This is a genomic window from Caballeronia sp. SL2Y3, assembly GCF_022879575.1.
Lineage (GTDB): Bacteria > Pseudomonadota > Gammaproteobacteria > Burkholderiales > Burkholderiaceae > Caballeronia.
Genome location: NZ_CP084260.1, coordinates 2,045,839 through 2,071,145, shown reverse-complemented (window position 1 = coordinate 2,071,145; position 25,307 = coordinate 2,045,839). Strand labels below are relative to the sequence as shown.

The 25,307-nt window shown below is 63.4% G+C and carries 23 protein-coding genes; 11 read left to right on the top strand and 12 right to left on the bottom strand.

Translation table 11 applies throughout. The annotated features are described in order from the left end of the window. The first annotated feature begins 84 nt into the window (after positions 1-84). Together LDZ26_RS09775 and LDZ26_RS09770 are read left to right on the top strand one after the other, a co-directional pair. Entirely contained in the window at positions 85-1,806 is a 1,722-nt protein-coding gene (locus LDZ26_RS09775) for an FAD-dependent oxidoreductase (RefSeq protein WP_244847054.1), read from the top strand. Between the two features lie 114 nt (positions 1,807-1,920). Then, positions 1,921-2,370, top strand: coding sequence for a hypothetical protein (locus LDZ26_RS09770; protein ID WP_244847053.1), 450 nt, complete (start codon positions 1,921-1,923; stop codon positions 2,368-2,370). Here LDZ26_RS09770 and LDZ26_RS09765 read toward each other — a convergent pair. Both LDZ26_RS09765 and LDZ26_RS09760 read right to left on the bottom strand, forming a co-directional pair. Beyond that, positions 2,367-3,572: a glycosyltransferase gene (locus LDZ26_RS09765; protein ID WP_244847052.1), complete on the bottom strand. Its 1,206-nt coding sequence runs from the start codon at positions 3,570-3,572 to the stop codon at positions 2,367-2,369. The two genes, LDZ26_RS09770 and LDZ26_RS09765, sit on opposite strands and share 4 nt — an antisense overlap. Before the next feature lie 56 nt (positions 3,573-3,628). Then, positions 3,629-5,107 carry a hypothetical protein gene (locus tag LDZ26_RS09760; RefSeq protein ID WP_244847051.1) on the bottom strand — a complete coding sequence of 493 codons (1,479 nt, stop codon included), beginning with the start codon at positions 5,105-5,107 and terminating at the stop codon, positions 3,629-3,631. 512 nt (positions 5,108-5,619) lie between these two features. Here LDZ26_RS09760 and LDZ26_RS09755 point away from each other — a divergent pair. Further along, positions 5,620-6,774: an acyltransferase gene (locus LDZ26_RS09755; RefSeq protein ID WP_244847050.1), complete on the top strand. Its 1,155-nt coding sequence runs from the start codon at positions 5,620-5,622 to the stop codon at positions 6,772-6,774. Between the two features lie 83 nt (positions 6,775-6,857). On the opposite strand, the gene LDZ26_RS09750 is transcribed toward LDZ26_RS09755, so the two are convergent. Continuing rightward, complete coding sequence (locus tag LDZ26_RS09750) at positions 6,858-8,039, bottom strand: glycosyltransferase (RefSeq protein WP_244847049.1); 1,182 nt, start codon at positions 8,037-8,039, stop codon at positions 6,858-6,860. Positions 8,040-8,410: 371 nt separating this feature from the next. On the opposite strand from LDZ26_RS09750, the gene LDZ26_RS09745 reads away from it, so the two are divergent. The 3 genes from LDZ26_RS09745 (at position 8,411) to LDZ26_RS09735 (ending at position 11,552) form a co-directional block, all read left to right on the top strand. Further along, positions 8,411-9,658: an oligosaccharide flippase family protein gene (locus tag LDZ26_RS09745; protein ID WP_244847047.1), complete on the top strand. Its 1,248-nt coding sequence runs from the start codon at positions 8,411-8,413 to the stop codon at positions 9,656-9,658. Between the two features lies 1 nt (position 9,659). After that, positions 9,660-10,742, top strand: coding sequence for a glycosyltransferase (locus LDZ26_RS09740; RefSeq protein ID WP_244847046.1), 1,083 nt, complete (start codon positions 9,660-9,662; stop codon positions 10,740-10,742). A 114-nt stretch (positions 10,743-10,856) separates the two neighbouring features. After that, entirely contained in the window at positions 10,857-11,552 is a 696-nt protein-coding gene (locus LDZ26_RS09735; RefSeq protein WP_244847045.1) for a dienelactone hydrolase family protein, read from the top strand. Positions 11,553-11,610: 58 nt separating this feature from the next. On the opposite strand, the gene LDZ26_RS09730 is transcribed toward LDZ26_RS09735, so the two are convergent. The 5 genes from LDZ26_RS09730 to LDZ26_RS09710 form a co-directional block, all read right to left on the bottom strand. Continuing rightward, a complete protein-coding gene (locus LDZ26_RS09730; RefSeq protein WP_244847044.1) occupies positions 11,611-12,720 on the bottom strand; it encodes a glycosyltransferase in 1,110 nt (369 codons plus the stop codon). A 69-nt stretch (positions 12,721-12,789) separates the two neighbouring features. After that, complete coding sequence (gene galE, locus LDZ26_RS09725; RefSeq protein ID WP_244847043.1) at positions 12,790-13,848, bottom strand: UDP-glucose 4-epimerase GalE; 1,059 nt, start codon at positions 13,846-13,848, stop codon at positions 12,790-12,792. Positions 13,849-13,869: 21 nt separating this feature from the next. Further along, complete coding sequence (locus LDZ26_RS09720) at positions 13,870-15,009, bottom strand: glycosyltransferase family 4 protein (protein ID WP_244847042.1); 1,140 nt, start codon at positions 15,007-15,009, stop codon at positions 13,870-13,872. Positions 15,010-15,046: 37 nt separating this feature from the next. Beyond that, a complete protein-coding gene (locus LDZ26_RS09715) occupies positions 15,047-15,853 on the bottom strand; it encodes a glycosyltransferase (RefSeq protein ID WP_244847041.1) in 807 nt (268 codons plus the stop codon). Continuing rightward, a complete protein-coding gene (locus LDZ26_RS09710; RefSeq protein WP_244847039.1) occupies positions 15,850-17,112 on the bottom strand; it encodes an oligosaccharide flippase family protein in 1,263 nt (420 codons plus the stop codon). The genes LDZ26_RS09715 and LDZ26_RS09710 overlap by 4 nt, the downstream gene beginning before the upstream one ends. A gap of 455 nt (positions 17,113-17,567) precedes the next feature. Here LDZ26_RS09710 and LDZ26_RS09705 point away from each other — a divergent pair, with 455 nt between their 5' ends. Beyond that, entirely contained in the window at positions 17,568-18,968 is a 1,401-nt protein-coding gene (locus LDZ26_RS09705) for a phosphomannomutase/phosphoglucomutase (RefSeq protein ID WP_244847037.1), read from the top strand. Between the two features lie 52 nt (positions 18,969-19,020). On the opposite strand, the gene LDZ26_RS09700 is transcribed toward LDZ26_RS09705, so the two are convergent. Next, a complete protein-coding gene (locus LDZ26_RS09700) occupies positions 19,021-19,452 on the bottom strand; it encodes a DUF29 domain-containing protein (RefSeq protein ID WP_244847035.1) in 432 nt (143 codons plus the stop codon). A gap of 182 nt (positions 19,453-19,634) precedes the next feature. Here LDZ26_RS09700 and waaC point away from each other — a divergent pair, with 182 nt between their 5' ends. From waaC to LDZ26_RS09680, 4 genes are all read left to right on the top strand, one after another. Then, complete coding sequence (waaC, locus tag LDZ26_RS09695) at positions 19,635-20,630, top strand: lipopolysaccharide heptosyltransferase I (protein ID WP_244847033.1); 996 nt, start codon at positions 19,635-19,637, stop codon at positions 20,628-20,630. 56 nt (positions 20,631-20,686) lie between these two features. Beyond that, positions 20,687-21,571 carry a Kdo hydroxylase family protein gene (locus tag LDZ26_RS09690; RefSeq protein WP_244847031.1) on the top strand — a complete coding sequence of 295 codons (885 nt, stop codon included), beginning with the start codon at positions 20,687-20,689 and terminating at the stop codon, positions 21,569-21,571. Positions 21,572-21,621: 50 nt separating this feature from the next. Then, a complete protein-coding gene (waaA, locus tag LDZ26_RS09685; RefSeq protein ID WP_244849143.1) occupies positions 21,622-22,971 on the top strand; it encodes a lipid IV(A) 3-deoxy-D-manno-octulosonic acid transferase in 1,350 nt (449 codons plus the stop codon). 130 nt (positions 22,972-23,101) lie between these two features. Next, entirely contained in the window at positions 23,102-23,284 is a 183-nt protein-coding gene (locus LDZ26_RS09680; RefSeq protein WP_175944707.1) for a hypothetical protein, read from the top strand. A 76-nt stretch (positions 23,285-23,360) separates the two neighbouring features. On the opposite strand, the gene ureG is transcribed toward LDZ26_RS09680, so the two are convergent. Genes ureG through ureE form a run of 3 tightly spaced genes read right to left on the bottom strand, consistent with a single transcriptional unit; the run spans position 23,361 to position 25,300 of the window. Further along, positions 23,361-24,011 carry an urease accessory protein UreG gene (gene ureG / locus LDZ26_RS09675; protein ID WP_244847030.1) on the bottom strand — a complete coding sequence of 217 codons (651 nt, stop codon included), beginning with the start codon at positions 24,009-24,011 and terminating at the stop codon, positions 23,361-23,363. 25 nt (positions 24,012-24,036) lie between these two features. Further along, positions 24,037-24,717: an urease accessory protein UreF gene (locus tag LDZ26_RS09670; RefSeq protein WP_244849142.1), complete on the bottom strand. Its 681-nt coding sequence runs from the start codon at positions 24,715-24,717 to the stop codon at positions 24,037-24,039. Next, positions 24,704-25,300 carry an urease accessory protein UreE gene (ureE, locus tag LDZ26_RS09665; RefSeq protein ID WP_244847029.1) on the bottom strand — a complete coding sequence of 199 codons (597 nt, stop codon included), beginning with the start codon at positions 25,298-25,300 and terminating at the stop codon, positions 24,704-24,706. Before ureE ends, LDZ26_RS09670 begins: the two co-directional genes overlap by 14 nt. Positions 25,301-25,307 lie beyond the last annotated feature (7 nt).

Sequence of the window (25,307 nt, the reverse complement as noted above, 5' to 3'; positions counted from 1 at the left end):
AGAGTGCAGTGATCTTGTCGGGACCACACACCGAATGCGATCCTGCTACACCGCTTAAGCATAAAACAAGAAGGAGCACGGGGAATGTTCATTGACAGCCGCAGCCTTGACCAGGGCGCAGTCATAGAGACCACGGTTTGTATCGTCGGCGCGGGCGTGGCGGGGATCACGCTTGCACTGGAACTCGAAAAGCAGGGCATCGACGCGGTGCTGCTCGAAAGCGGCGGATACCGCGCCGATGACGAAACACGCGACCTGTATCGCGGCGAAAACGTTGGGGTTCCTTACGAATTCGCCGATGGCTGCCGCAGCCGCTTTCTCGGCGGCAGCAGCAATTGCTGGGGCGGATGGTGCCGGCCGCTCGACCCGTGGGATTTCGAAAAGCGCGACTGGGTGGCCGACAGCGGCTGGCCCTTCGGCCTCGAAGAGCTGCGTCCTTACTACGCGCGCACGCATGCGTTGTTGCAGCTCGGCGAGAACAACTTCGACCCGGCCTACTGGGAAGCGGCGGTTCATCGCCCGGACGTGCGGCGTCATCCGTTCCCGAGCGGGAACGTGCGCGACACGATCTCGCAGTTCAGCCCGCCCGTGCGCTTCGGCAAGGTGTATCGCAAGCAACTGCTGGCCGCGAAGAACGTGCGCGTATTCCTGTACGCTAACGCGCTGAACATCGATACCGATGGCGACGCGCGTTCGGTCACGAAGATCGATGTCGGCACGCTGTCCGGCCGCCGCTTCGGGATCCGCGCCAAGGTGTTCGTGCTCGCGACGGGCGGCATCGAAAATGCGCGCCTTCTGCTGTCGTCGAACAAGGTGCAGGCAGCCGGCGTCGGCAACCAGAATGACCTCGTCGGCCGATATTTCATGGACCATCCGCGGATCATGTCGGCGAACGTGCGCTTCAAGAAGGAATGGGCGCGCAACAAGCTCTACGACATCAAGTATCACTATCAGAACAAGGCGGTGTCCGCGCACGGCACGTTCATCTCGTCGCAGTTCGCGCTCACGCAACAAGTGCTCGAACGCGAGAAGCTGCTCAACGCGCGCGCATGGTTCTACTCGGTGTTCCGTGGCGAAAACACGAAGGGCTCCGAAGCCCTGATTCGCGCGAAGCAGGCGCTCTTGAAGAAAGACCAGCCCGGCTACAGCATGACCGGCGATGTCATGACCATGCTCGCGCATCCGGTCGATACCGCGTGCTTCGGTCTCGCGCGTCTGTTGCAGCCGCGTCCGCTCATCACCGAAGTGAAGATTCAGACGATCGTCGAAGCCGAGCCTAACCGCGACAGCCGCGTGACGCTGTCCGCGCAGAAGGACTCGCTCGGCATGAATCGCGTGAAGGTGAACTGGCAGGTGACCGAGCTGGTGAAGCGCACGTTCGACCGCACCGTCGCGCATCTGGCGGCGGAACTGCAACGCGGCGGCGTGGCCGACGTGACGCTCGACGAGCCGCTGGAAGGCAAGCCGTGGCCCGCGCAGCTGGAAGGCACGTGGCATCACATGGGTACGACGCGCATGCACGATTCGCCGAAGCAGGGCGTGGTGGATCGCAACCTCAAGATCCACGGCATGAGCAACCTGTATGTGGCAGGCAGCTCCGTGTTCCCGACGGTCGGCGCGAACTTCCCGACCATCACGATCGCCGCGTTGACGTTGAGGCTTGCGGCGCATCTGGGGCGCGTTATCAAGGGCGACGACACCATCGGCACGCTTGTCACGTCGTCGGGCACGCCGCTTCGTAACGAGACACCAGCCGAGCTTCCGATGGCGGCTTCGGCAATGCATATGCGGGGAGACCTGGCTTAAAAGCCGGCGTTTGGGGAAAGGGGACGCCGCCGGTCGAACGACCGGCGGCGTTTTCTTTTGGCGAAACGGTCGTCGCTATAATCGAAATCCGTTCCCGCTCATCGCTCATTCGCCGTGAAAAAGCTCACCGTTCTTGCGCTCGCTTCGTTATTCCTCGCTGCTTGCTCGTCCGCCGAAAAAGAGGCGCAGCGTGCGGAAGGGTTCTCGTACTCGGAACGATCGCTCGATATGGCGCAGCGCAATGCGACCGTCCCGTGCCGCGACGCCGCGCAATGCGATGCCATGTGGAAGCTGACCAAGCGTTATATCGAAGAGAATTCGAATCAGCCGGTGATTCGCGCGGATGCGGTGGCCATCGAAACGGATGTGCCTTCGCGTTCGGGCAAGCCCGTTTATTCGGCGACGCGTGTGGCGAATGGCAATGGCGCGACGATTGCGCTCTATGCGCAATGTCGCGGCATGTATGGCCCGGAACGGGCGCGGGGTTCGGATTACGACGACTGCGCGAGCAAGATCATCGCGGCGCAAAACCGCTTCGCCGCTTACTTACGCTCGGCTCATTAACGTTCGAAGGATGCGGACAGCATGCCTCGCGTGAGGCCGCCGTCGCGTTTGTTGGCCGTTTCCCGCAGCACGCGTGCGAGGTCCTTCGACATGGCTTCCACGTGAAAGCGTTGCATGAAGGTGGCGAGCGCCTGTTCGCGCATCGCGGCCGCGGCCTGTGGGTCCATGCGCAGCCATGTGGACAGGGCGTCGATGGTGCCCTCGACCGTATCGCTCGCGACGATGCCCGCGCCATCCTCTTGCACTTCGCGCCAGATGTTGACCTTGTCCGAGATCAGCACCGGCAGCTTGGAGCCAAGTGCTTCGGCCACCGCGATGCCGAAGTTCTCCTGATGCGAAGGCAGCGCGAAGGCATCGCTCGTGCGAAATGCGCCCCACTTGAGATCGCCGCTCAGCATGCCGGTCCACGTCACGCGGTCCTCGATGCCCAGTTCCTTCGATAGCGTGCGCAGTTGCGCGGCCCATTCGCTATCGTCGGGGCCGGCCATCACGAGATGCGCGCGGGCGTCGATATCGCGTACGGCAGCGAAAGCCTTGAGCAGCAGGTCGCAGCCCTTCTTTTCATGGATGCGGCCGAGAAACAGAATGGAACGCTTGCCGGCGAGCTGCGGGAATCGCGCCAGGAACGCCTGACGCAATGCGGTGGAATCCGCAGGCGGCTGGCGCGTGCCGAACGCCACCACTTCTTCCTTCGCGCGATACAGTCTGAACGATTCGCGCGCGAGCAAGCGTTCTTCCTGCGTCGTGAAGAGCACGCGCCTCGCATCGCGCAGTACGCGATATTCTGCCCACGGCCAATAGAGGCACTTCTTCAGATGCTTGAGCGGATACGCGCGTTTGAACCACGGATCGAGCATGCCGTGCGGGAACACGTAGTAGGGCACGTCGCTGTCGCGCAATGCCTTCCACGCGCCGAAGCTGTGGTACTGCCAGAGACCGTTGACGATCACCGCATCGAAGCGCGCGGCGTGCTCCTGCAGCCACGGCACGAGCCGCGGGCAGAACCGATAGAAGCCGCGCGACGGCCCGAGCGCGTGCAGACGCAACGGAAAGGCGCCGAGATAGGGCGCATCCGGCGCGTCGAGCGAGACGACTTCGATTTCATGCCCCATCGCCCGCATGCTGAGGCCGCTTTGCAGCACGCCTTCGGTTGGGCCGCCCGCGCGCGGATCGACAGTGGAAAGCAGATGCAGAATCTTCATGGCGAAACGATCCCCGGTTCGTTAGCGTATAAGGCCCGCTGGCTTTTCGAAGCCTTTTATGCGGACGGTGCGAAGCTGCTCGCTCCCGGCGGCGCGTCATGCCGGCTTTCGCCGTGATGCTCGTGTGCGAGTCCCGGTGCCTGCGCGGGCTTCAGTTCCGGCTGCGGGCCGTACGGACGCCATTCGGGGCGCCAGTCCGCGTGAATATCGTCGCGCGAGCGTCCGTAAGGCGTCCTGAACGAACGTCGATTCACCGGCTGCGTGCGCATGGTATGAGCGATCCGCGCGAATGCCGCGACGAGCAGACCCAGCGCCACGCCGAATACGATGCCCGAGAAGCGATTGCCGAGCGGATTGCCGCCGACGGAGGTGGCCGGCAGCGAGGCCACGACCAGCAACGCGCGGCCGAGCACCGGCAGATACATCGCGTCGGGCGCGCGATTGCGCCACGAGCGGTACGCCATGGATCCGCGGTAGAGCGCCCACAGCACGGCGAGAGGCAGTGCGATGCCGAAGAGAATGCCGCCCGCGAAGAACTGATAGACCCAGAAGTTATGGCCCGCGGCCCATTCCTTGATCGCGTAGAAGTCCTTCTTCGTGAACTGGCCCGCGAGGTCCGGCAGGTACGTCGGCGAATAGCGATAGTCGTGACCGTAGCCCTTGCCGACCAGCATCGCGAGCGTGTCGGACGTGGTCTGATCGTACTGGTCCTTCATTTCGGCCAGACGCGTGATGGTCGTCGGATCGCGGCCGGATTCGGTGGCTTTCGCGAAGTTCAGGCGCTGCGACCAGTGTTCGGCCACGCCGGGAAAGAAAGCGGCGGACGCAGCGACCATTGCGCCGAGCAGCGAGGCGATCATGATCGCGCGCAGCGCCGCCGTGAAGAGATGCTTGACGGACGGCGCGGCAAGCCACGTCGCATACGCGAAGAGCAGCACGGTGCCGACGAGCAGACTGCGCGTCACGCTCAACAGCTCGATCACGACGGTCGCAAGAAAGAGCAGCACCGTGAACTTGGTCATGCGCTTGGCGATGACGAACTCATGCAGCAGCAGCCCTTGCAAACAAAGGAACGTGACTGACACGATGCGAAAACGCACGTTCTCCAGCCCGCCGCCCGTGGCCATGCCATAGACGAAGCTGAAGATGAGCGAGGCGATCATCGACCAGTACATGGCGCGTTCGAACTGTTCGAGGCGTTGCGCATCCCACGGACGGCACGCGACGAGATAACCGAGCAGCATCAGCGCGAATGGCAGGATCACGCGCATGTAGTTGCCCGAGTCATTGCCCTGGATCATTTGCGTCGCGATACTGCCGACGATGGTCAGCATGAAGAGCGACGTAACCGATGTGCGAAGCCGCGAGCGTTGCGCAAAGCGTGGCGCAATCAGCAATAGCGCACCGCCTGCGAATATCGCGGGAACGGTAAGGAGAATCTGTATGGCTTTGCTGGCCGTTTCCGCACCCTTGAAGTCGAATGCGAGCGGAAGCAGAAATAGCCAGATCCAGACGACGGCGAACTTGTTGCGCATGGCGTTCTCTTTAGATGGCAAAGCTCGTCGAGCTTTACTTCTCGCGGTTGGATCCGCTTCGTGCCCTGGAAGCCTTGAGTCGCGTGTTGTGTGTTTGAATCAGCTTGAGCGACGGTCCCGGGTACCCCGTATTTGTGGGTCGAATATATCAGCGGCCAAAAGCGCACGCCGTCGCGGCGGCGTTTAGCGACTAGCGTTCGGCGCGAAACGACGGATGCCCATGTGCGCCGCGCCACGCTCGCTCAGGCGCCGTTCGCAGCGCGCGAACGGCTATGTTGTCGATGCCGCATAGCGCGCGCGGCGCTGTCCGCCAACGATGCGATTCTGGCGGATCACGCCGCAATTCCCGAACGATTATGGTCATGCCGGCAATTGGCCCTCGCGGGTCAGTGGCGGCATTGACCAAATGACATCCGCGATGCGCGTGCGTGCGCCGATATGAGGACTCCCGGCGGCGAGGCATCCAATACAACAGAAGCAGCATAAGACCATCGCAGAAGGGGGGGAAGGCCATGAGCCTTTTCGGCGCCACACGCATGCCAGGACCCAATCGATCGATCGAGCTCGATTTCATCCGGGGACTCGCCATCATCGCAGTCATGGGGTATCACTTTCACTCATACCCGACCGGCAGCGCGTTCATTGCCGCCATCGAGTATCCGCTCAAGAGCTTCGGGCACGAAGGCGTGAATCTGTTCTTCACGCTGAGCGGCTTTCTCGTCGGCGGTCTGTTGCTCAAGCAGTATGCGCAGGAAGGACGCATCGACGCGGCGCGCTTCATCGTACGACGTCTCTTCAAGATCTGGCCCGCGTACTACGCACTGATTCTTTTTCACGTGCTGGTGGGACGCCATCCGACGAATACGTTCCTCGTGCAGAACCTCACGCACATGCAGAACTATTTCGGTACGTCGATTGCGCAGACGTGGAGCCTCGCAGTGGAAGAGCACTTCTATCTCTTCCTGCCGTTGCTGCTGATCGTCTTCGCGCGGTGGCAGACGCGCATCAACACGATTCTCAGCGTGCTCGCCTCGATCTGCGTGGCGGTGCTGATTGCGCGGACCGTCGCGGTCTATAACGGCGATCTCGACGGCACGTTCTTCTATACGCAATACCGCATCGACAGCCTGTTGTTCGGGGTCATGCTCGCCGCGCTCTATTGGCTGAAGCCTGCGGTATATCGCGGTATCGCAGAGAGAAAGGGCCTATTGTTGGCCGCCGTCGCGGGGCTTGTGCTGTGGCTCGTGTTCGGCACGCGCAACGTGGAGCTGGATCAAAGCATCGGTTATACCGTGCAGGCCATCGGCTTCTGCGCGCTCATCGTGCTGACGGTCGAGTACTCGGGGCGCATTCGTGAGTCGCGGCTTTATCGGCTGATCGGGTGGATCGGCGTGTATTCCTATGGCATCTACCTGTGGCATTCGCTGGCGCTCGCACCGGGCGATATGCTCATCCGGAAGGCGGCCGCGCTGCATCTTCCGGCGATACCCGCGTGGGGCGTCATCATGGCGGCGCAGTTCGCCATTGCGATCGTAGTTGGATATGTGACGACGCGTGCAGTGGAGTTCCCGTTCCTGCGCATGCGCGATGCGCTCTTCCCCGCGAAGCGGAAAGTGCAGGCGCAGAACGTGGTGGACGCGGTGGAAGTGGTCGGAAAGCAGGCTTGATGCGAATCAGCCGGTTCCTGCGATGCTCGCAGGAACCGGCTTCATGCTTATTGCGTCATGCTCATTGCTTCATGCTTACTGCGTCAGGCGATCGCCTGACGCAGCGTTTCTTTGAATTGCCCGAGCGTATTGCGCTCCAGCAGATGTCCGGCAGCGACGGGCCGCTTGCGGCGCGCGAGAACATCGTCGAGCGCGCGATTGATCGAGCCCGGCGTGAGATCGTCGATCACCGGTCCTAGCTCGCCCGTGCGACAGAACCAACCGATCAGACCATCGGCCGTTGCAATGACCGGCTTGCCGAAGCGGAATGCCTGCACGAGCACGCCGCTCATGCCGTAGTGGCCTTTATAGCCGAGCCAGACGACATCGCAGGCCGAGAAGAGGTCGAGCTCCATCTCGCTCGAAATGAAGCGGTCCAGCACGATCGGCGCGGGCATGAGCTTGCCGGCGGCTTCGCTCAATAGCGCCCGCACGTCCTTGTCCTGAGCGCCGGCGATCACCAGCTTCGGCGTGTGCACGCCGTCCTTGCGCTGCGCCAACGCTTCGATCAGCTCGAAGATGCCCTTGCGGTCGTTGATCGCGCCATAGACCAGCACGTGCATGCCTTTCGAGAGGCCGAGCCTGCGCCTCGCAGCCGATGGCTCCGCAGCATGCGCATCGGGAAACGGATCGGCGAGATAGTCGATGCTCGTTCCGTGCGCATGGCCGCCGTTGCGCTTCCACCAGTCGGGCAGCGTCGGGTCGATGGTCAGGAGCGTCTTCATGCCGCCCACGCGAATGGCACGCGCAAATAGCCGCGACTTCACCGCATTGATAAGAGGCCGGCGCGGCGCGCGCACGCCGACGAGATGATGATGGAAGTTCGAGCGCATGGTGACGCCGACCCACGGCGTATTGCCGAACGGCGAGCGCAGAAACGGCAGCGCGAGCAGAAAGTAGTCGACGTACGGCACGACGACGAGCGCCACCTTGCGGTCGCGGCTCGCTACTGCATAGGCGTGTTTGAAGTTCGCATGCGCGCGCATATAGCTGATGGACCCGAGCCCCTTGCGCGTGCCGTGCTCCGGCGGCGCAACGAACGTGATGTTAAGCGCGTCGTTGCCTTGCTCCTGAATCTGCTTCACGAGCGCATGCCCGGCATTGCGCGGCTCAGTGACGATCAGGCAGCGCATGCCCGCTTCCATATAAGCATTCGCGGCCCATTGCGCGTAGCGCCAGCGGTGACCGCTGAAATCAGGCTCGATGATGAGAACGGTATCGTTCATCGTGAAGTGGCATCCGTCATGGTGTTTTCTAATCAGACACGGTGTGTCGTCGAAGATCGAACGTAACACCGCGCCCGCGCATTGAATGGCCATATTTCAGCGCTTATCCGCGTCGCGCGATGTGGTGAAGAACACCAAACGCCATCCGTCAACCCGCGATAACGCGCACCGTTGCCGAATAGTGCTACGCGTTGGCGTCCGCGACCCCGGCGCCCACGCTATTTTTCCCACAGTCGCCTGAAAAGAAGCGCGGCCTCGCGCGTACCTGTCGTTCAGACAGGGTGCGTGGGCGCGACGCGCAAGGTGGACCGCACGCGATACCGACATATCGCGGCGCCACGAATCGAAATGCAGCAGTACGGGGAATGTGAGTGAGATCTGTCCGGCTATCCTTCTTGCCAGCACGCGCGCGGTTCGAGCACGATGCGGCCTTCTGGGTGCTCCTTCAACAAGTGGTCGTGCGCGGCTTCGTCGCGCTGAAGTTTCTGGCCATCGGCCGTATTCTCGGGCCTGAAGCGATCGGCGCGGTCAGCATCGCGCTGCTCGCGGTCGCGATTGCGGAAGCGTTGTCCGATACCGGACTTGCACAGGCCGTCGTGCAAGGACGCGATGCACCCTCGCAAAGCGAGCTCGGCGCGGTATGGGCCACGCTCGCGATGCGCGGCGTAGTGATCGGTCTCTTGATCGCCGCGCTCGCGCCGTTCATGACGAGTCAGTTCCACATGACCGGCTCTGTCGGGCTGATTCTGCTTGCCGCCGCCTTGCCGATGGTGCGCGGCGTCGCATCGCCTGCGTACTTCACCGTGACGCGGCAGCGCGGCTTTCAGAAGCTCGCGGGCGTGGAGACGTCCGCCGCGTTCACCGACTGCGCTGTCGGCCTCCTATGCGCGTTGTCGGGCGCGGGCGCGTACTCGGTGCTGATCGGCCTCGTCGCGGGTGAGCTTCTCAAGACGACGCTGACGTGGACCGCCATGTCGCCGCGTCCGCCTGTCCGCTTCTCGTTCGCGGGCATTTCGCATTATGTGAACTTCAGCCGCTGGATCTGGGCGGGCAGCGTCGTCAATCTTCTGCTGAACCAGTTCGACAAGGTCGTCGTCGCGAAGCTGCTCGGTCCGCTGCAACTGGGCGCCTATCAGATGTCGTCGAAGCTCGCGCAAATGCTGCTTGCCGATGCCGCCATCGCGATGTCGCAGTATCTGTTTCCGACTTTCTCGGAGCATCATCGGCGCGATGTCGCGGGCGCGCGCAAGCTCTTTCGCCGCTATCTGCTGCTCGCGGCGGTGGGGCTCACCGTGCTCGTCGTTGCATTGCGCGTCGCGGCCGAGCCGCTCTTCAATCTCGTGCTCGGGCCCGCGTGGCTGTCGGCGGTGCCGCTCTTTCGCATCTTCGTCATCAACATGGCGATAGGCGCGGTGATCGCGGTGCTCGTGTCGTGGCTGCGCGCGAGCGGCATGCCGAAGGTGGCGACGCATGCGTCCATCGTGCAGGCAGTCGTGCTGTGCGTGACGGTGCCCATCGCCACGCATCTGTGGGGCGTGACGGGCATCGCATGGTCCATGACCGCGGGGCTTGCATCGGCAACGGCGTGGATGCTTTATCGCATCGTCAGGGAGGCTTGAAATGCGCATCGTACATCTCGTCCTGGCGCCGCGACTTTCCGGCGCCGAGGTATTGGCCAAAGACCTGGCGATTCACCAGCAAAGAAGCGGCGAAACCGTGGCTATTGCGTCGCTCATGCCGGCGCACGACGACTTCACCGCGCTGCAGGCGGAGCTCGTGGCGAACGGCGTGCAGTGTCTCTTTCCCGACCGCATGCATGGACGCTTCGGCAAGCTGTTGGAACTGCATCGAACGATCCGCGCGTATCAGGCGGACGTGCTCTTCGCGCACGCGACCATTCCCGCGTTCTACGCGCGCATGCTGCCGCTCGCCGTGCCGGTCGTCTATGTGATGCACTCGGCGACCAACGACTTCGAGAGCCGCATGTTCCGGCGCGTCGAGCGCATGCTCTCGCGTCGGGCGCGTGCGGTGATCGCGGTGTCGCCCGCGAATATCGACGATTACGTCGGCGCGGTCGGGCGTCATCCAGCGATGACGCTCATTCCGAACGGCGTCGACATGTCGCGCTTTTCGATGCGTTCCGCGAGCACGACGGGTCACGCATTCAAGCAGATCGTGCAGATCGGGCGCTATACGTCGGTGAAGAATCAGCTCTCGACCGTGCATGCGTTCGAACAGGTGGTTCAGCGCGTGCCGGATGCGCGGCTGCTGTTGTGCGGCGTGATCGAAGATCCCGCATATCACGCGGCCGTGGGCGATCTGATCGAGAAGCTCGGGCTTTCGAACAACGTGAGCTTGCAAGGTCCGCGTTCGGACGTGGCGGAACTGCTGTTCTCGTCGAATGTGTTTGCCATGCCTTCGCGGTCGGAAGGACACAGCATCGCGTTTCTGGAAGCGCTTGCGTCCGGCGTGCCCGTGGTCGCGAGCACGATCCGTCCGTTCAGCTTCGCGGCGGACTTTCCGAGCGTGCGCCTGTGCGATCCCGACGATACGAAAGCCTATGCGGATGCGCTCGTCGTCGCGCTCGGCCAGCCGCGCGCGCACCGGCCGCTCAACGGTCTGACGCTAGCGGACACAGCCGCGCGCTATCTCGCCGTCGCGCGAGATGTGACGCAGCGTGTGCCGCGCCCCGCGCCGGCCTGAAGCGGCAAGTTCTACGCGTAGCTGAAAAAACGCAGCGCGCGCCAGCCATTCAATGCTGGCGCGCGCTTCTTTTTTCGCCTATGAAATAGCGTAGTGCCGCTCAATGGAGACACCATGTCCGACATGCTCAGCATCTCGACGCCCGATGGCGATTTCGACGCCTACGTCGCGTATCCCGCGCAAACGCCCGCGCCTGCCATCGTCGTTCTGCAGGAGATTTTCGGCATCAACGGCGACATGCGCGAAACCACCGACGAATACGCGCGACAAGGCTATGTCGCGCTATGTCCTGACCTGTTCTGGCGAATCGACCCGAATGTGAATCTGACCGATCGCACCGAGGCCGAGTGGCAGCAGGCGATGAAGTACTACAACGCATTCGACCTGAACACGGGCGTCGAGGATATCGCCGCGACCATCGGGTTCGCACGCGGTCTGGGACAGGTGCGGGGCAAGGTGGGATCGGTCGGCTTCTGTCTGGGCGGCCTCTTGTCGTTTCTGACGGCCGCGCGCACCGATATCGACGCAGCCGTCTCGTACTACGGCGGCGGCACGGACCAGCACTTGAGCGAGCTGCCGAAGATCACGGCGCCCTTGCTCATTCATCTGGCGGAACAGGACGAGTTCATCGATGCCGATGCGCGCAATCGCGTACTGACCGCCGTGCAGGGGCACGCCAACGTCGAGGCGTACACGTATCCCGGATGTCATCATGCCTTCGCTCGCAATCGTGGCGTGCACTACGATGCGGCGGCGGCGCAACTGGCGAACACGCGCACGGCCGAGTTCTTCGCAAAGCACCTGAAATAAGGCATCAAAACGACAACGCCGCCCGGAAGGAGGCGGCGTTGTGTTCGTGCGCAAAGGACTACTTCTTCACCGGATGCGGCCGGCGAAATACCATCCAGCGCGGCACCTTGAAGCGCACGATGCTCACATAGAGCCAGACATAAGTGGCCGCGAACACCACGACGAAGCAGAAGAGATGCACCGTATGACGCCAGAAGAGCGTCGCGGGAATCACCGCAATGAGGCACAACAGCCACAGATAGGGCGACGTCAGCGAGTTTCGCCGCGTGAGCTCGCGGGCGTTCTGCACGCCGACGGCCCAGCGCATCAGCCGCTTATAGACGAGCATATGCAGATGCACGCCGTCCGGAATGCCGGGCGACATGCCGCGAATGAACTTCTTGCGATAGATCGAGAAGCAGGTCTCGAAGATCGGGTACATGAAGAGCAGCACCGGATACCACGCGGAAACGTCGCGGTTGCGCATGACGAGCATGATCGCGAGTTCGGCGAGCATGAAGCCGACGAAGTACGCGCCGCCATCGCCGAGAAAAATGAGGCCGGCGGGAAAGTTCCAGATGAAGAAGCCCATCACCGCGCCCATCATGATGAGCGATCCCGACAGCACCACCGGATCATGCACCTGGAACGCGACGTAAGCGAGCGACGCGAACATCATGAACGTGACCATCGACGCGAGGCCGTTGAAGCCGTCGATGATGTTCACTGCGTTGGCGAGCGCCGCCACGGCGAGCACCGTCACCGCGCATGAAATAATTGCGTAGGACAACAGAAAATCGAGCGGCGGCACGCTGATGCGCGTGACCGCGATATCGAGCAGCGCATACGCGAGACCCGCAGCGGCCATCGTGCAGATGAGACGCACGAGCGGCGTCACGCGCTTGGTCAGGTCTTCGAGAAGCCCGGAGAGAAACGCGGGCAAGCCGCACGCGATGATGCCGAGAATGCCGCCCGACACGAGCGGATAACTCCATCGCAATTGCACGGCGGAGGCGGTGAGTCCGCACAGAATGCCGACGCCGCCGATGCGCGGAACGGGCCGCGCATGAAATTTCTGCACGCCGGCGAGATCGGTATCGCCGAGCACGCCTTCCTGCAAGTGCGCAAAGCGCACGATCAACAAGGTCACGAAGAGCGAGACCAGAAAAGCAAGCGCAAAACTAAGCATGAAAGTAGACCAGTTGATGACAGCCGCCTCGCATCGCCGCTAATGGACGATGCGAGGCTCGGCGCCGCTTTATGCGAACCCTTGCGGATTCTGCGACTGCCAGCGCCAGTGATCGGCACACATGCGCTCGATGCCGTGCTCCGCGCGCCAGCCGAGCAGCTTCTCGGCGGCGGCGGGATCGGCGTAGCACGAGGCCACATCGCCGGGGCGGCGCGGCACGAGTTCGTACGGCACACGCTTGCCCGAGGCTACTTCGAACGCCTTCACGACATCCAGCACGCTATAACCGTGGCCCGTGCCGAGATTGACGACGAAACTGCGATCGAGCGAGCGCAGTGCGTCGATGGCCGCAATGTGTCCGCGCGCCAGATCGACCACATGAATATAGTCGCGCACGCCGGTGCCGTCGTGCGTATCGTAATCGCTGCCGAACACGCGCAGCTTGTCCAGCTTGCCGACCGCGACCTGCGCGACATACGGCATCAGGTTGTTCGGAACGCCTGCCGGGTCCTCGCCGATCAGGCCGCTTTCATGCGCGCCGACCGGGTTGAAGTAACGCAGCGTCGCGATGCGCCACGACGGATCGGAGACTTCGAGATCGCGCAGAATCTGTTCGGCGATGAGTTTCGACTGACCGTACGGGTTCGTCGCGGAAAGCGGAAAGCTCTCGTCGATGGGCACGCTTTGCGGCACGCCGTACACCGTGGCCGAAGAACTGAACACGAAGTTGCGGACGTTCCGTTCACGCATCACGTTGAGCACGGCGAGCAGGCTGCCGATGTTATTGCTGTAATACTCGATCGGCTTCGCGACCGATTCGCCCACGGCCTTCAGCGCCGCGAAATGGATGGCGCCAGTGATGGCGTGTTCGTCGAAGATGCGGTTCAGCGCGGCTTCGTCGCGCGCGTCTTCCTGATAAAACGCGACGCGCTTGCCCGTGATGCGCTCCACGCGGTTCAAAGATTCCGCGCGGCTATTGACGAGATTGTCGATGACCGCGACGTCGAAACCCGCGTCGAGCAATTCGACGCACGTATGCGAACCGATGAAGCCCGCGCCGCCCGTCACGAGAATCGTGCCCTTCGTACCTTTTCCAGCGTCGTTCGGCGACATGTTGCCGTTCATCATGTGCTCTCCAGGAAGCGCAAATCAGAGTGAAATGCCGGTAATGGCGTGTATTGTGCTCTTGTATCGTTCGACGACGTTCTTCTCGTCGAATTCGCGGGCGACTTTCTCGCGGCCGCGTTGGGCCATCGCCTCGCGTTCTTCGATCGGCAGCGTCAGCATGCGTTCGAGTTGCTCGGTGAGGCTGTCCGCGCTTTTGACCTCGCACAGCAGGCCGTTTATGCCGTGTTCGACCACTTCGCGGCAGCCGGGGACGTCGGTGGCGACGATCGGGCGGCCCATCGCGGACGCTTCCATCAGCGTGCGCGGCACGCCTTCGCGATACGACGGCAGCACGACGCAATCGGCCGCCGCAACGAGCGGGCGCACATCGTTCGCTTCGCCCAGATACTCGACGATATTCTCACGTTCCCATGCCTCGACGTCCGTGCGGCTGATCGCGCTGGGATTATCCACGCCCACGGGCCCGAGCAATTGAAACCGCGCGTGCGGATAACGCCTGCGCAAACGCCGCGCCGCCTCGACGTATTCGGCGACGCCCTTATCCCACAGCAGCCGCCCGATGAGTATGAACACGAAGTCTTCGCGGCGCGGCAAAGGCACGAGCGAGAAATCATCGAGATCGACGCCTTCTCCGTGCAAACGGCGCGCACGGTCAGGATGCGCGAGCAGGTTTTCATCGACAAAAGCCTGATGATCGTCGCGATTGAGGAACCACACTTCGCGCGGAAAGCGGAACGCGAAGCGATAGAGACGCTTGGCGATCTGCGCGGTGCGGCTCTTCTGAATGAACACGTAGCCGAGGCCGGTCGTCACCGCGATGGACGGCACGCGCGCCAGCATCGCGGCAAGCGAGCCGTAGATGTTCGGCTTGATCGTGTAATGAAACACGAGATGCGGGCGCGTCGCGCGATATTCGCGGTACAGCGCCATCATCGTCTTGAGGTCTTCACGCGGGTTCGTGCCTTTGGACGCCACCGGCAATTCCACGCAACGGCAGCCCATTCCGATGAGCGGCTCGAACGTGCGGTCGCGCGGCGCGATGATCGTCACTTGCGCGCCGCGTTCGGTCAACATGCGAAGCACGCCGCGACGATACGTATAAATGGCCCACGCGGTGTTGCACACGAGGGCGATGCGTAGGCTGGACTGGGCTTTGTTCATCCGGTGCTTATGGTTGTGTCGCGCGATGCCGCCGGCCTCATGCCGGCGACGATGCCTTGAAGAGCTTCGCCTTGAGTCCGCGCAGCGCGCGATAGGGCAGCAGCAAGTGAGCGATGCTTTTCGCGACGCCGATCCAGTCGAACGGATTCGCCGCACGGAAGTAACGCAATTGCAGGCGCAGCGTTGACAGCGTTTGTGTCCGGCGCTTGGTCGCGCTGATGCCCGCTTCGTTCAGTTCGTAAAAGAGGCCGAATTCCGGCAGATTCGCGCCGTCGTAGCGCGCCATGAGACGCAGCACGAGATCAAGGTCTTCAGCCGCACGATAGTCCGCGCGATAGTTGCCGACTTCGCGCACCGCATCGACACGCAGCATCAGCGACGGATGCGCGAAACATGAGCGCGCGAGCATGGCGCGGCGAATCGCGGCGGTATCGGTGGGCGGCGTGAGGTCGAAAAGCGGCGCGCCGTTCGTCGCGACGACATGCGTCCACATGCCGAGCACCGCCACATGCGGATGCGCCTCCAGATACGCGCGCTGTTTCGCGAGGCGGCCGGGTGTGGCGCGATCGCCTGCATCGATGCGCGCGGCGTAGCGGATGCCGCGTTCAGCGAGCGCGTCGATGCCCGCTTGCAATGCGCGCTCGATGCCGACGTTCTTCGCCATGCGCAAGATTTCGATGTCGAGGCCGTCGATAACAGGCGCGGCGATCGGCGGCGTGCTGCCGTCATCGACGATCAACACGCGCACCGGCGACGCCTCGCGAAACGACGCGAGCGTGCGTTCCACTTCGGACTGGCCGTTGAACGCAGGCATCAGGATGGCGACATCGGAGAGGGCGTTCATGCGCGCAGCCGGAATCGAATGTAGTAGAAGTTGACCGACGCCGCCGCGAGATAACCCGCCGCCAGACCGACGAGCGCGCCGTAGCCGTTGAAGCGGGGAATGGCCCATGCGTTCACCGCGAAGGCGACGGCGAGCGCAAGCAGCCACTTCGACAACAGCACGTACCTCGCCTGGAACTTCAGCACGACGAGATTGCCGATGGCCTCGATGCCGGCAGGTACCGAGAGCCACACGGCCCAGCGAAAGATGCTCGCCGCGCCCGCATAGTTCGGGCCGAACACGCGCGCGATGATGAATCCCGCGAGCGCATCGAGAACGGCGGCGCCCGCGATCATCAGCGCGGCGGTCATGGCGAAAAGGCGCAACAGATTGCGCTTGAGGCGCGGCGTTTCCTGCACGCGATACACGAACGCCGGCGCGATGGTCTGCGAGAGCATCAGCGCGAGCGCGATCCAGTTCTCGTTCAACTGTTGCGCAGCCGAATAGAGCCCGAGTTCCGCGAACGACACGCGATGCGCGAGCATCAACCGGTCGAGCTTGAGGAACAGATACATGCAAATGAGGCCGAGCCAGAACACGGTGCCTGCGCTCGCGAAGTGGCGAAAGAGCGTGCGATCGAAGCGCCAGCCGAGCGTGCCGCCATGACGCCGCATGTAATAGACGACGAGCGCAGCGCCGATAACCGCGGCTTCCAGCGCCCATAGCCAGCCGAAGCTCGACGCGCGCGCGGCCATGCGCACGAGCAGATACACGAGCGCGGCCTTTGCGATGGCCGTGAACATGCTCGCGATCAATTGCGGCTTGCTGTAGGTCATGCTTTGGAGCCACGCGTTGATGACGCCGATAAACGGCTCGCGAAACAGCATGGTGACGGCAAGCCCCGCGAGCATCGCGCCGACGAGCGGGTCCGTGCCGCCCGCCGCGATCCATGCCCACGTCAACAAGAGCGCGACGACGGACACGCTCATGCGCAGCACGAACGCGCTGCCGAGCACCGCGCCGGTCTCGGCGGGCGGCTTCGCGACGATGGTCGGCACGAGAATCTCCGCGCCGCACACCCATGTGATCGGCGCGATGACGAGCAAGAGCGTGTTCGCGTATTGCCATTTGCCGAACGCATCGGGGCCGAGATGGCGCGCAAGCAACCCCGAAATGACGATCGCGACGGCAATCTGCGTGAGCCGTTCCAGCCCTAGCCAGACGATGTTGGTAAGCGCGCGGGCGACGTCCGGATTGCCCGAGCGCATGAGCATCTTCATGCTTATCGTCCGCCTGCGAGATCAGGCACGCCGCCTGCTACCGGAACCTGTTCGCTGCGCAATGGCGTGCGGGGAAGCGTATCACCGTGAATGTCGGTGAAGTTTTGTGCGTTTGCGCGCGAACGCGCCTCATTCGTCGGGCAGAAGGCGAAAGAGCGTATAGGCATTGGATTAGAATGAATGCGCAGGCTTGAACCGCGGCGCGCAACGTCGAAGGCGCTGAAAGACAGCGATTATAAGTGCGAACGGAAAGGCTTCCTTCGCACGAGCTTTCAAACTGGCTTGCCTGTTTCGCGATGCTCGAATACACATGCGCAGCATTCGTCATGTCATGCCTCGCAGTCGTTCGCGCGCATGCCGGCGTGGTCGGGCGCGCTCATATCGTCACGACCTGCACGCCCTTATGGCTGCATCGCCGAGAATTCATCAATTAATACAGAAGAGGTAGCCATCTCATGAGCCAAGTATCCCAGTCCATTTTCAAGGCGTACGACATTCGCGGGATCGTCGGCAAGACGGTCGATAGCGATGTCGCGAAGAGCATCGGCCGCGCGTTCGGCAGCGAGATCCGCAAGCAGGGCGGCGATTCGGTCGTCGTCGCGCGCGATGGCCGGCTCTCCGGTCCCGAACTCGTCGGCGCGCTCGCGAACGGCCTGCGCGAAGCGGGCGTCGACGTGATCGATATCGGCATGGTGCCCACGCCCGTCGGCTATTTCGCGGCGAGCGTGCCGCTGCCTTTGCCAACGGGCGAGCGGCGCGTGGATTCGTGCATCGTCGTGACGGGCAGCCACAATCCGCCCGATTACAACGGCTTCAAGATGGTCCTGCGCGGCGCGGCCATCTATGGCGAGCAGATTCAGGGCTTGTATCAACGCATCGTCAATGACGACTTCAGCTCGGGCGAAGGCAGCTACACCGAGTTCGACGTATCGCAGATGTATCTGGACCGCATCGTGTCGGACGTGAAGCCGGTGCGCGGAATGAAGATCGTCGTCGATACGGGCAACGGCGTCGCGGGCGGACTCGCGCCGCGTCTTTTCAAGGCACTCGGCTGCGAACTCGTCGAACTCTTCACGGACATCGACGGCAACTTCCCGAACCATCACCCGGACCCGGCGCATCCCGAGAATCTGCAGGACGTGATTCGCGCGTTGAAGGAAACGGACGCCGAAGTGGGCTTCGCATTCGATGGCGACGGCGACCGTCTCGGCGTCGTGACGAAGGACGGCCAGGTGATCTACCCCGATCGCCAGTTGATGCTGTTCGCGCAGGAAGTGTTGTCGCGCAACAAGGGCGGCCAGATCATCTATGACGTGAAATGCACGCGCAATCTCGCGAAGTGGGTGCGCGATCAGGGCGGCGAGCCGGTCATGTGGAAGACGGGCCACTCGCTCGTGAAAGCGAAGCTGCGTGAAACGGGCGCGCCGCTCGCGGGCGAAATGAGCGGCCACGTGTTCTTCAAGGACCGCTGGTACGGCTTCGACGACGGCCTGTACACCGGCGCGCGCATGCTCGAAATCCTGTCGCGCGTGGACGATCCGAGCAAGCTGCTCAACGACCTGCCGAACTCTCTCTCGACGCCGGAACTGCAGTTGAAGCTGGAAGAGGGCGAGAACTTCGAACTCATCTCGCGCCTGCAGAAATCGGCGAAGTTCGAAGGCGCGGACGACGTGCTGACCATCGACGGTTTGCGCGTCGAGTACCCGGACGGTTTCGGTCTCGCGCGTTCGTCGAATACGACGCCCGTGGTCGTGATGCGTTTCGAAGCGGATAGCGAAGAAGCGTTGAAGCGCATTCAGGAAGACTTCCGCCGCGTGATTCTGGCGGAGAAGGCGGACGCGAAGCTGCCGTTCTGATCGGGGCTTTGCGAAGACGGCGCAATCGGGAGGTCGCGCCGTTTTTGTTTGCTTATTCGGGGTAGAACGCGGGCGAGAGGATCTGGTCAGTCGACCACGGAAGTTCTTCCGGAAAGACATCCAAGCCCGTTTCTTCAGCCGCTTTGGACACGGCATCGGCCCATGTACCTAAGAGCCAATCCGGGTCTCGCAATGAAGCGTTCAGACTGGGCGTCTTTTGCAGCGCCACGCCCACGGCGCGGCGCTGTTCCTTGATCGTGCGTTGCCAGCTCGAACCACGGCGTCCCGGCTGGTATTGCCATTTGAGCAAATGCGCCAGCAGCAGCGCCATGCGGCGCGCTAGATCGCGTTGCTCGCTCTTGCCCACGTCCTCGATTTCGTCTGCGATATGTTCTACGTCGATGGCCGAGAAGTCACCGGCACGCAGCAAGGCCGCCTGCTCGCGCGCCCAAGCCACGACGTCCTGTTCGTATCGTGTTGCCATCGCGAAGTCCTTTCCTGTTCGAATAGTCGGTTCAGCTTCATCGTCAGCGGGATATTACGGGCTTTTTTTGCGGTGGAAGGGCTTCGCGAGGCCATGAACCACCCCGCCTCCCAACCAACCCGCGCTAAAATCCCCGCTCCCGTTTCCTCTTCGTCGCGCGAGCCGCGCCTCTTTCTCACAGCGTGCAAAAGATCCTGATTGTCCGGGTGTCGTCGCTTGGCGACGTCGTTCACAACGTGCCGGCCATCGCCGACATTCGCCGCCGCTATCCCGATGCGCAAATCGACTGGCTCGTGGAAGAGAGTTTCGCGAGCCTCGTCGAACTCGTCAGTGGCGTGCGCCGCGCGATTCCGTTTTCGCTAAGACGCTGGCGCAAGGGCTTCGCGTCCGCGGCGAACTGGCGCGAGATCGCCAAGTTCCGGCGTGAACTGGCCGCCGAAAAGTATGATCTCGTCATCGATTGTCAGGGGCTCATCAAGACCGCATGGGTCGCGAGCTGGGCGCGCGGGCCGCTCGTCGGACTCGCGAATCGCACGGACGGCGCGGGCTTCGAATGGCCCGTGCGCTTCTTCTACGACCGGCGCGTGCCGATCGAGCCGCGCACGCATGTCGTCGAGCGCACTCGGCAACTCGTGGCCGCCGCGCTCGATTTGCCGCGGCCGCAGACGACCGATCACATCGACTTCGGCATCGACACGCGCCGCGCCGCGCTCGCCGTGTCCGCGCTCGGGCTGAATCTGCCCGTGCCGTACGTCACCTTCGTGCACGCCACGTCGCGCGCCGACAAGCAATGGCCCGAAGCCGCGTGGATCGAACTGGGACAGGCGCTCGTGACGCGCGGCGCGTCCATCGTCCTGCCGTGGGGCAGCGAGGCCGAGCGCGCGACGAGCGAGAAGCTCGCGAAGGAGTTCGGCGCGGCCGCCATCGTGCCGCCGAAGCTCTCGCTGCCCGCCGTGGTCGGCCTGATCGACGGCGCGGCCGCGACCGTCGGCGTCGACACGGGCCTCGTTCATATTGCCGCAGCACTGAAGCGGCCCACCGTCGAGTTGTACAATTTCTCGACCGCATGGCGCACAGGCGGTTACTGGTCGCCGAACGTGATCAACCTGGGCGACGCGAGCCGGCATCCGACGCTCTCGGAAGTGAAGGCCGCGCTCGCAGGTTTCGGCCTGCTGTAACGCGTCGGGTCAGTCGCCTTGGCGCCGTGCGCGAGCCAACTCAAGTTCGAGAGCACATGACGGAATCTCAAATCATCGAAGTCGCTTCGTGCGACTGGCAGGGCAAGAACCTGTCGGTGCCGCGCGAGGCGCTGCTTGCCGGCGTGGAAAACGGCAAGGTCCTCTATTTTCCCAATCTGCGCTTCGCAATCGAAGGCGGCGAGCGCGCGCTGCTCGACCCGAAGATCGCGGACCCGAAGCGCAAGAACATCAGCCTCGCGCCCAACGGCGGCGCGCTCAACGGCGTGCTCGGCGACCACGTGATGCAGTCGGCGGTGCGCTCGCTCATCGCGCGGTATCAGGCGAATGCGCGCTCGCTCGTCGACGGCCTCTTTCCCGAATACGACGGCAAGCTGCGCGTCGCGCCCACGAGTCTGCGGCTGCATCAGGTGGAAACGCGCGAAACGTCGTGGCGCAAGGACGATAGCCGCCTGCACGTCGATGCCTTTCCGTCGCGCCCCAACTACGGCGAGCGCATCCTGCGCGTCTTCACCAACGTGAACCCCAACGGCACGCCGCGCGTGTGGCGCGTCGGCGAGCCGTTCGAGCACATGGCGCGGCGCTTCTTGCCCGACATCAAGCCGCAGGCGCCGGGTTCGGCGTGGCTCATGAATCTGCTGCACATCACCAAGAGCAAGCGCAGCGAGTATGACCATCTCATGCTGCACCTGCACGACGCGATGAAGGCCGACCTCGATTATCAGAAGTCCTCGCCGCAGGAAACCATGCCGTTTCCGCCCGGCTCGGTGTGGATCTGTTTCTCGGATCAAACCTCGCACGCCGTGATGTCCGGCCAGTTCATGATGGAGCAGACCTTCTTCCTGCCCGTGAAAGCGATGGCGCGGCCCGATCACGCGCCGCTCGGCATCCTTGAACGGCTCAAGGGCAGGGCGCTCGTTTGAGCGGCGCCCGTTCTGCCGCCTCGGCGCCCGCTGCGCCGCTCTCGGCTGTCGTGCTGAGGGCGATCTATCGCGCGATGTGGTGGATCGTCGCGCCGCTCGCGGTGCTGCGGCTTCTCATCCGCTCGCGCAAGGAACGCGGCTATCGCGAGCATATCGGCGAACGCTTCGGACGCGGCCCCGCGCGCCGCGCCGACGATCTCGCGCCGCTCATCTGGGTGCATGCGGTGTCGGTCGGCGAGACGCGCGCCGCGCAGCCGCTCATCGAAGCGTTGATGAAGGCGCACCCCGAAGCGCGTCTGCTCATCACGCACATGACGCCGAGCGGCCGCGCAACGGGCGTCGAGCTCTTCGGCAATCGCGTGATGCGCAGCTATCTTCCGTACGATCTGCCGCACCTCGTGCGGCGTTTTTTGCGCGCGTTTCGGCCGTCGCTCGGCATCGTGATGGAGACGGAAGTCTGGCCGACGCTCATCGACGAATGCCGTCGCGCCGACGTGCCGCTCGTGCTGACGAATGCGCGCATGTCGGAGCGGTCGTATCGGCGGGCGGCGCGCTTTGGGCGTCCGGTGCGCGAAGTGTTCGGCGGCTTCTCGCGCGTGCTCGCGCAGACGCCATCCGATGCCGAACGGCTCACCGCGCTCGGCGCGCGCAACGTGGCGGTGCTTGGCAATCTCAAGTTCGACATGACCGCGCCGCCCGAACTCGTCGCGCGCGGGCAGGCATGGCGCGCGGCTATCGGCGAGCGGCCCGTCTGGGTCGCGGCGAGCACGCGCGAAGGCGAGGAATCGCTCGTGCTGCGCGCGTTCGCCGCTCTGAACGTGCCGAACGCGCTGCTTATTCTCGTGCCGCGCCATCCACAACGTTTCGACGAAGTCTCCGCGCTGATCGCGACCGCGGGCATGACGAGCGCGCGCCGTTCCGTGTGGGCGCCGAAGCCCGTGGCGGCGGGATCGGGCGCGGACGTGCCGCCGCCGTTGCCGTCGAGCGTGCAGGTTCTGCTCGGCGATTCGATGGGCGAACTCGGCGCGTACTATGCAGCGGCGGACCTCGCGTTTATCGGTGGAAGTCTGCTGCCGCTCGGCGGGCAGAATCTCATCGAAGCGTGCGCGGCGGGCGTGCCGGTGCTGATCGGCCCGCATACGTTCAACTTCACGCAGGCGACCAACGACGCCATCGCGGCGGGCGCGGCGTTGCGCGTCGACAGTCCGCAGACGCTCGCACAGGGCTTGCGCGAGCTCTTCAACGACAAGGCGCGCCGCATTGCGATGAGCGCGGCGGCGGCGGCGTTCGCGGCGCGGCATCGCGGAGCGACGGAACGGACGGTGGAAATCCTCGGCGTCATGCTGGAAGAAGAGAGCGGGCGGCTCGGTCAGGCGGACTCCGCGCGGTTCGTGGAATGACGCTTGCGAAACGATGAGTGGATCGATCGCTTATGCAGCAACAGGCATAAAGCGCACGGTCGGTCGGAAACAGGCGACCGGCAGACGCAGATCGACCCTTCAACGTTGTGCGAACGAAGAGGACTCCAGCATGAAGACAGCTCCGCCCACCAGCAAGACCGAGCAGGACGTCAAGGCAGAAAAACAGTCCGGCAAGCCTGCGACGACGAGCAGCAGCAAGCCCGCAAGCGGCCAGCATGCGGCGAATCACACCAAGGCCGGAAAGGACCACGGCGCGGGCGGCGGCGCGAAGCAGCGGCACGGGCCGCGCTGAACTGTTTCGCTGAACTGTTTGCTAGCCGGAACTGCGCGGCCACCGGCGACATCGTTCGCCGGTGGCCGCGCGGCATTCAGCCGATGAGCAGGCCCTTCTTCTCGATGAACGCAATCACGGTATCGAGCCCTTCGAGCGCCTTCAAGTTGCACATGACGAAAGGCCGCTCGCCGCGCATCTTTTTCGCATCGGATGCCATGACGTCCAGATTCGCGCCGACGTAGCGCGCGAGGTCCGTCTTGTTGATGACGAGCAGATCCGACTTCGTAATGCCCGGCCCGCCCTTGCGCGGAATCTTCTCGCCGCCCGCCACGTCGATCACGTAGATGGTCAGGTCCGAGAGTTCGGGGCTGAACGTCGCGGCGAGATTATCGCCGCCCGATTCGATGAAGACGATATCCGCATCCGGAAAGCGCGACACCATGCGATCCACCGCTTCGAGATTGATGGATGCGTCCTCGCGAATCGCGGTATGCGGGCAGCCGCCCGTTTCCACGCCCATGATGCGTTCAGCCGGCAACGCGCCCGCGACCGTCAACAGACGCTGATCTTCCTTCGTGTAGATGTCGTTCGTAATGGCGACGAGATCGTAGCGATCGCGCATCGCCTTGCAGAGCATTTCGAGCAGCGTCGTCTTGCCGGAGCCCACCGGTCCGCCGACGCCCACGCGCAACGGCGGCAGTTTTTTCGTTCGACGAGCGGCGGCGGAATAAGCGGGAGCGTTCATGCGATATCGGTTCTAAGCAGAGAAGTTACGAGCGAAAGAGCCGCGAGTATTGCGACTCGTGCCGCGCGGAAAGAATGCCGAGTTGCGGTGCGAATGTATTGATCTCATCGGGCGATGTAACCAGCGCGCGAGCCACCGCTTCGTCTATCGGCCCACGCAACGCGACGATGATGCGCTGACCCGCGAGTTGACCGAGCGGCACGGCCTTCAACGCGGCGGCCGCCTGATTCTCGACCCAGCTGAACGCATACGCGGCAAGCGCGGCATCGGGCGCGGCGTCGTGTGCATACGCGGCGAATGCGAACGCCGTCGGTTGCGCGATGGGCTTCATCGCGGCGAGCGTTTCACGGCGCGCCGCATCGCCCCATTCGAGCGATGCGCACAGTTGCGCGAGGGACCATCCCATCTGCTCGGTTTCGCGTCGCAGTTCGGCGGACTCGCGGCTTGCGATGTATTCGTCGTTCGCATGCGCGAGCGATGCTGCGTCGTGCGCGCGCCAGCGTTGCAACTGATGCGCGATGAAAGGTAGTTCGCCGCGCGCCAGCACGTTCGCGAGACCGCTTGCGATCCACTCGCGGGTGGTGTCGGCATCGCGAATGAAGCCGTGTTCGATCGCGGCTTCCAGACCCTGCGAATAACTGAACGCGCCGATAGGCAGGGCCGGCGACGCGAGATGCAAAAGCGCAGTGAGTTCAGTCGTGCGCATGACCGTGGTGGTGGTGATCGTGCGAATGATCATGTCGGCATGACGAATGATCGTGGCCGTGATGCTCGTGCCCATGATGCTCGTGATACACCTTCTGCGCGAGCGCATAGTCTTCGCTGAAGGTTTCGTCATGACCATGCTTGTGACCGCCGCCATACGCGCCGGTCTCCGGCTGGAACGGCTGCGATTCGCGCGTCACGGTGGCGCCGAGCCGCGCGACCATGTCTTCGAGCACGGCATCGGCTTCGAGCTTCAGATGATCCGCGTGAATCTCCACAGGCGTGTGCCGATTGCCGAGGTGATAGGCCACGCGCATCAGCGTGAGCGGGTTCAGCGCGCGCACGACGAGCACGTCTTCAGCCGCTGCGATGATACGCACGAGCCCGCCGTCGTCGGCCACGAGAACGTCGTCGTTCGCGAGCACGGTGCCGCGCGGCATCACGAGCGCGACTTCCTCGCCGTTATCGAGCGTGGCGGCGAGGCGGCTCCTGCAGCGCGCATCGAAAGCGAGCGTCAGCGTGGGCGCGCGCTTGATGAGCACGGATGCCAGTTTGGCGGTAAGACGTTTGTCGATGGTGCGCATGAGACGA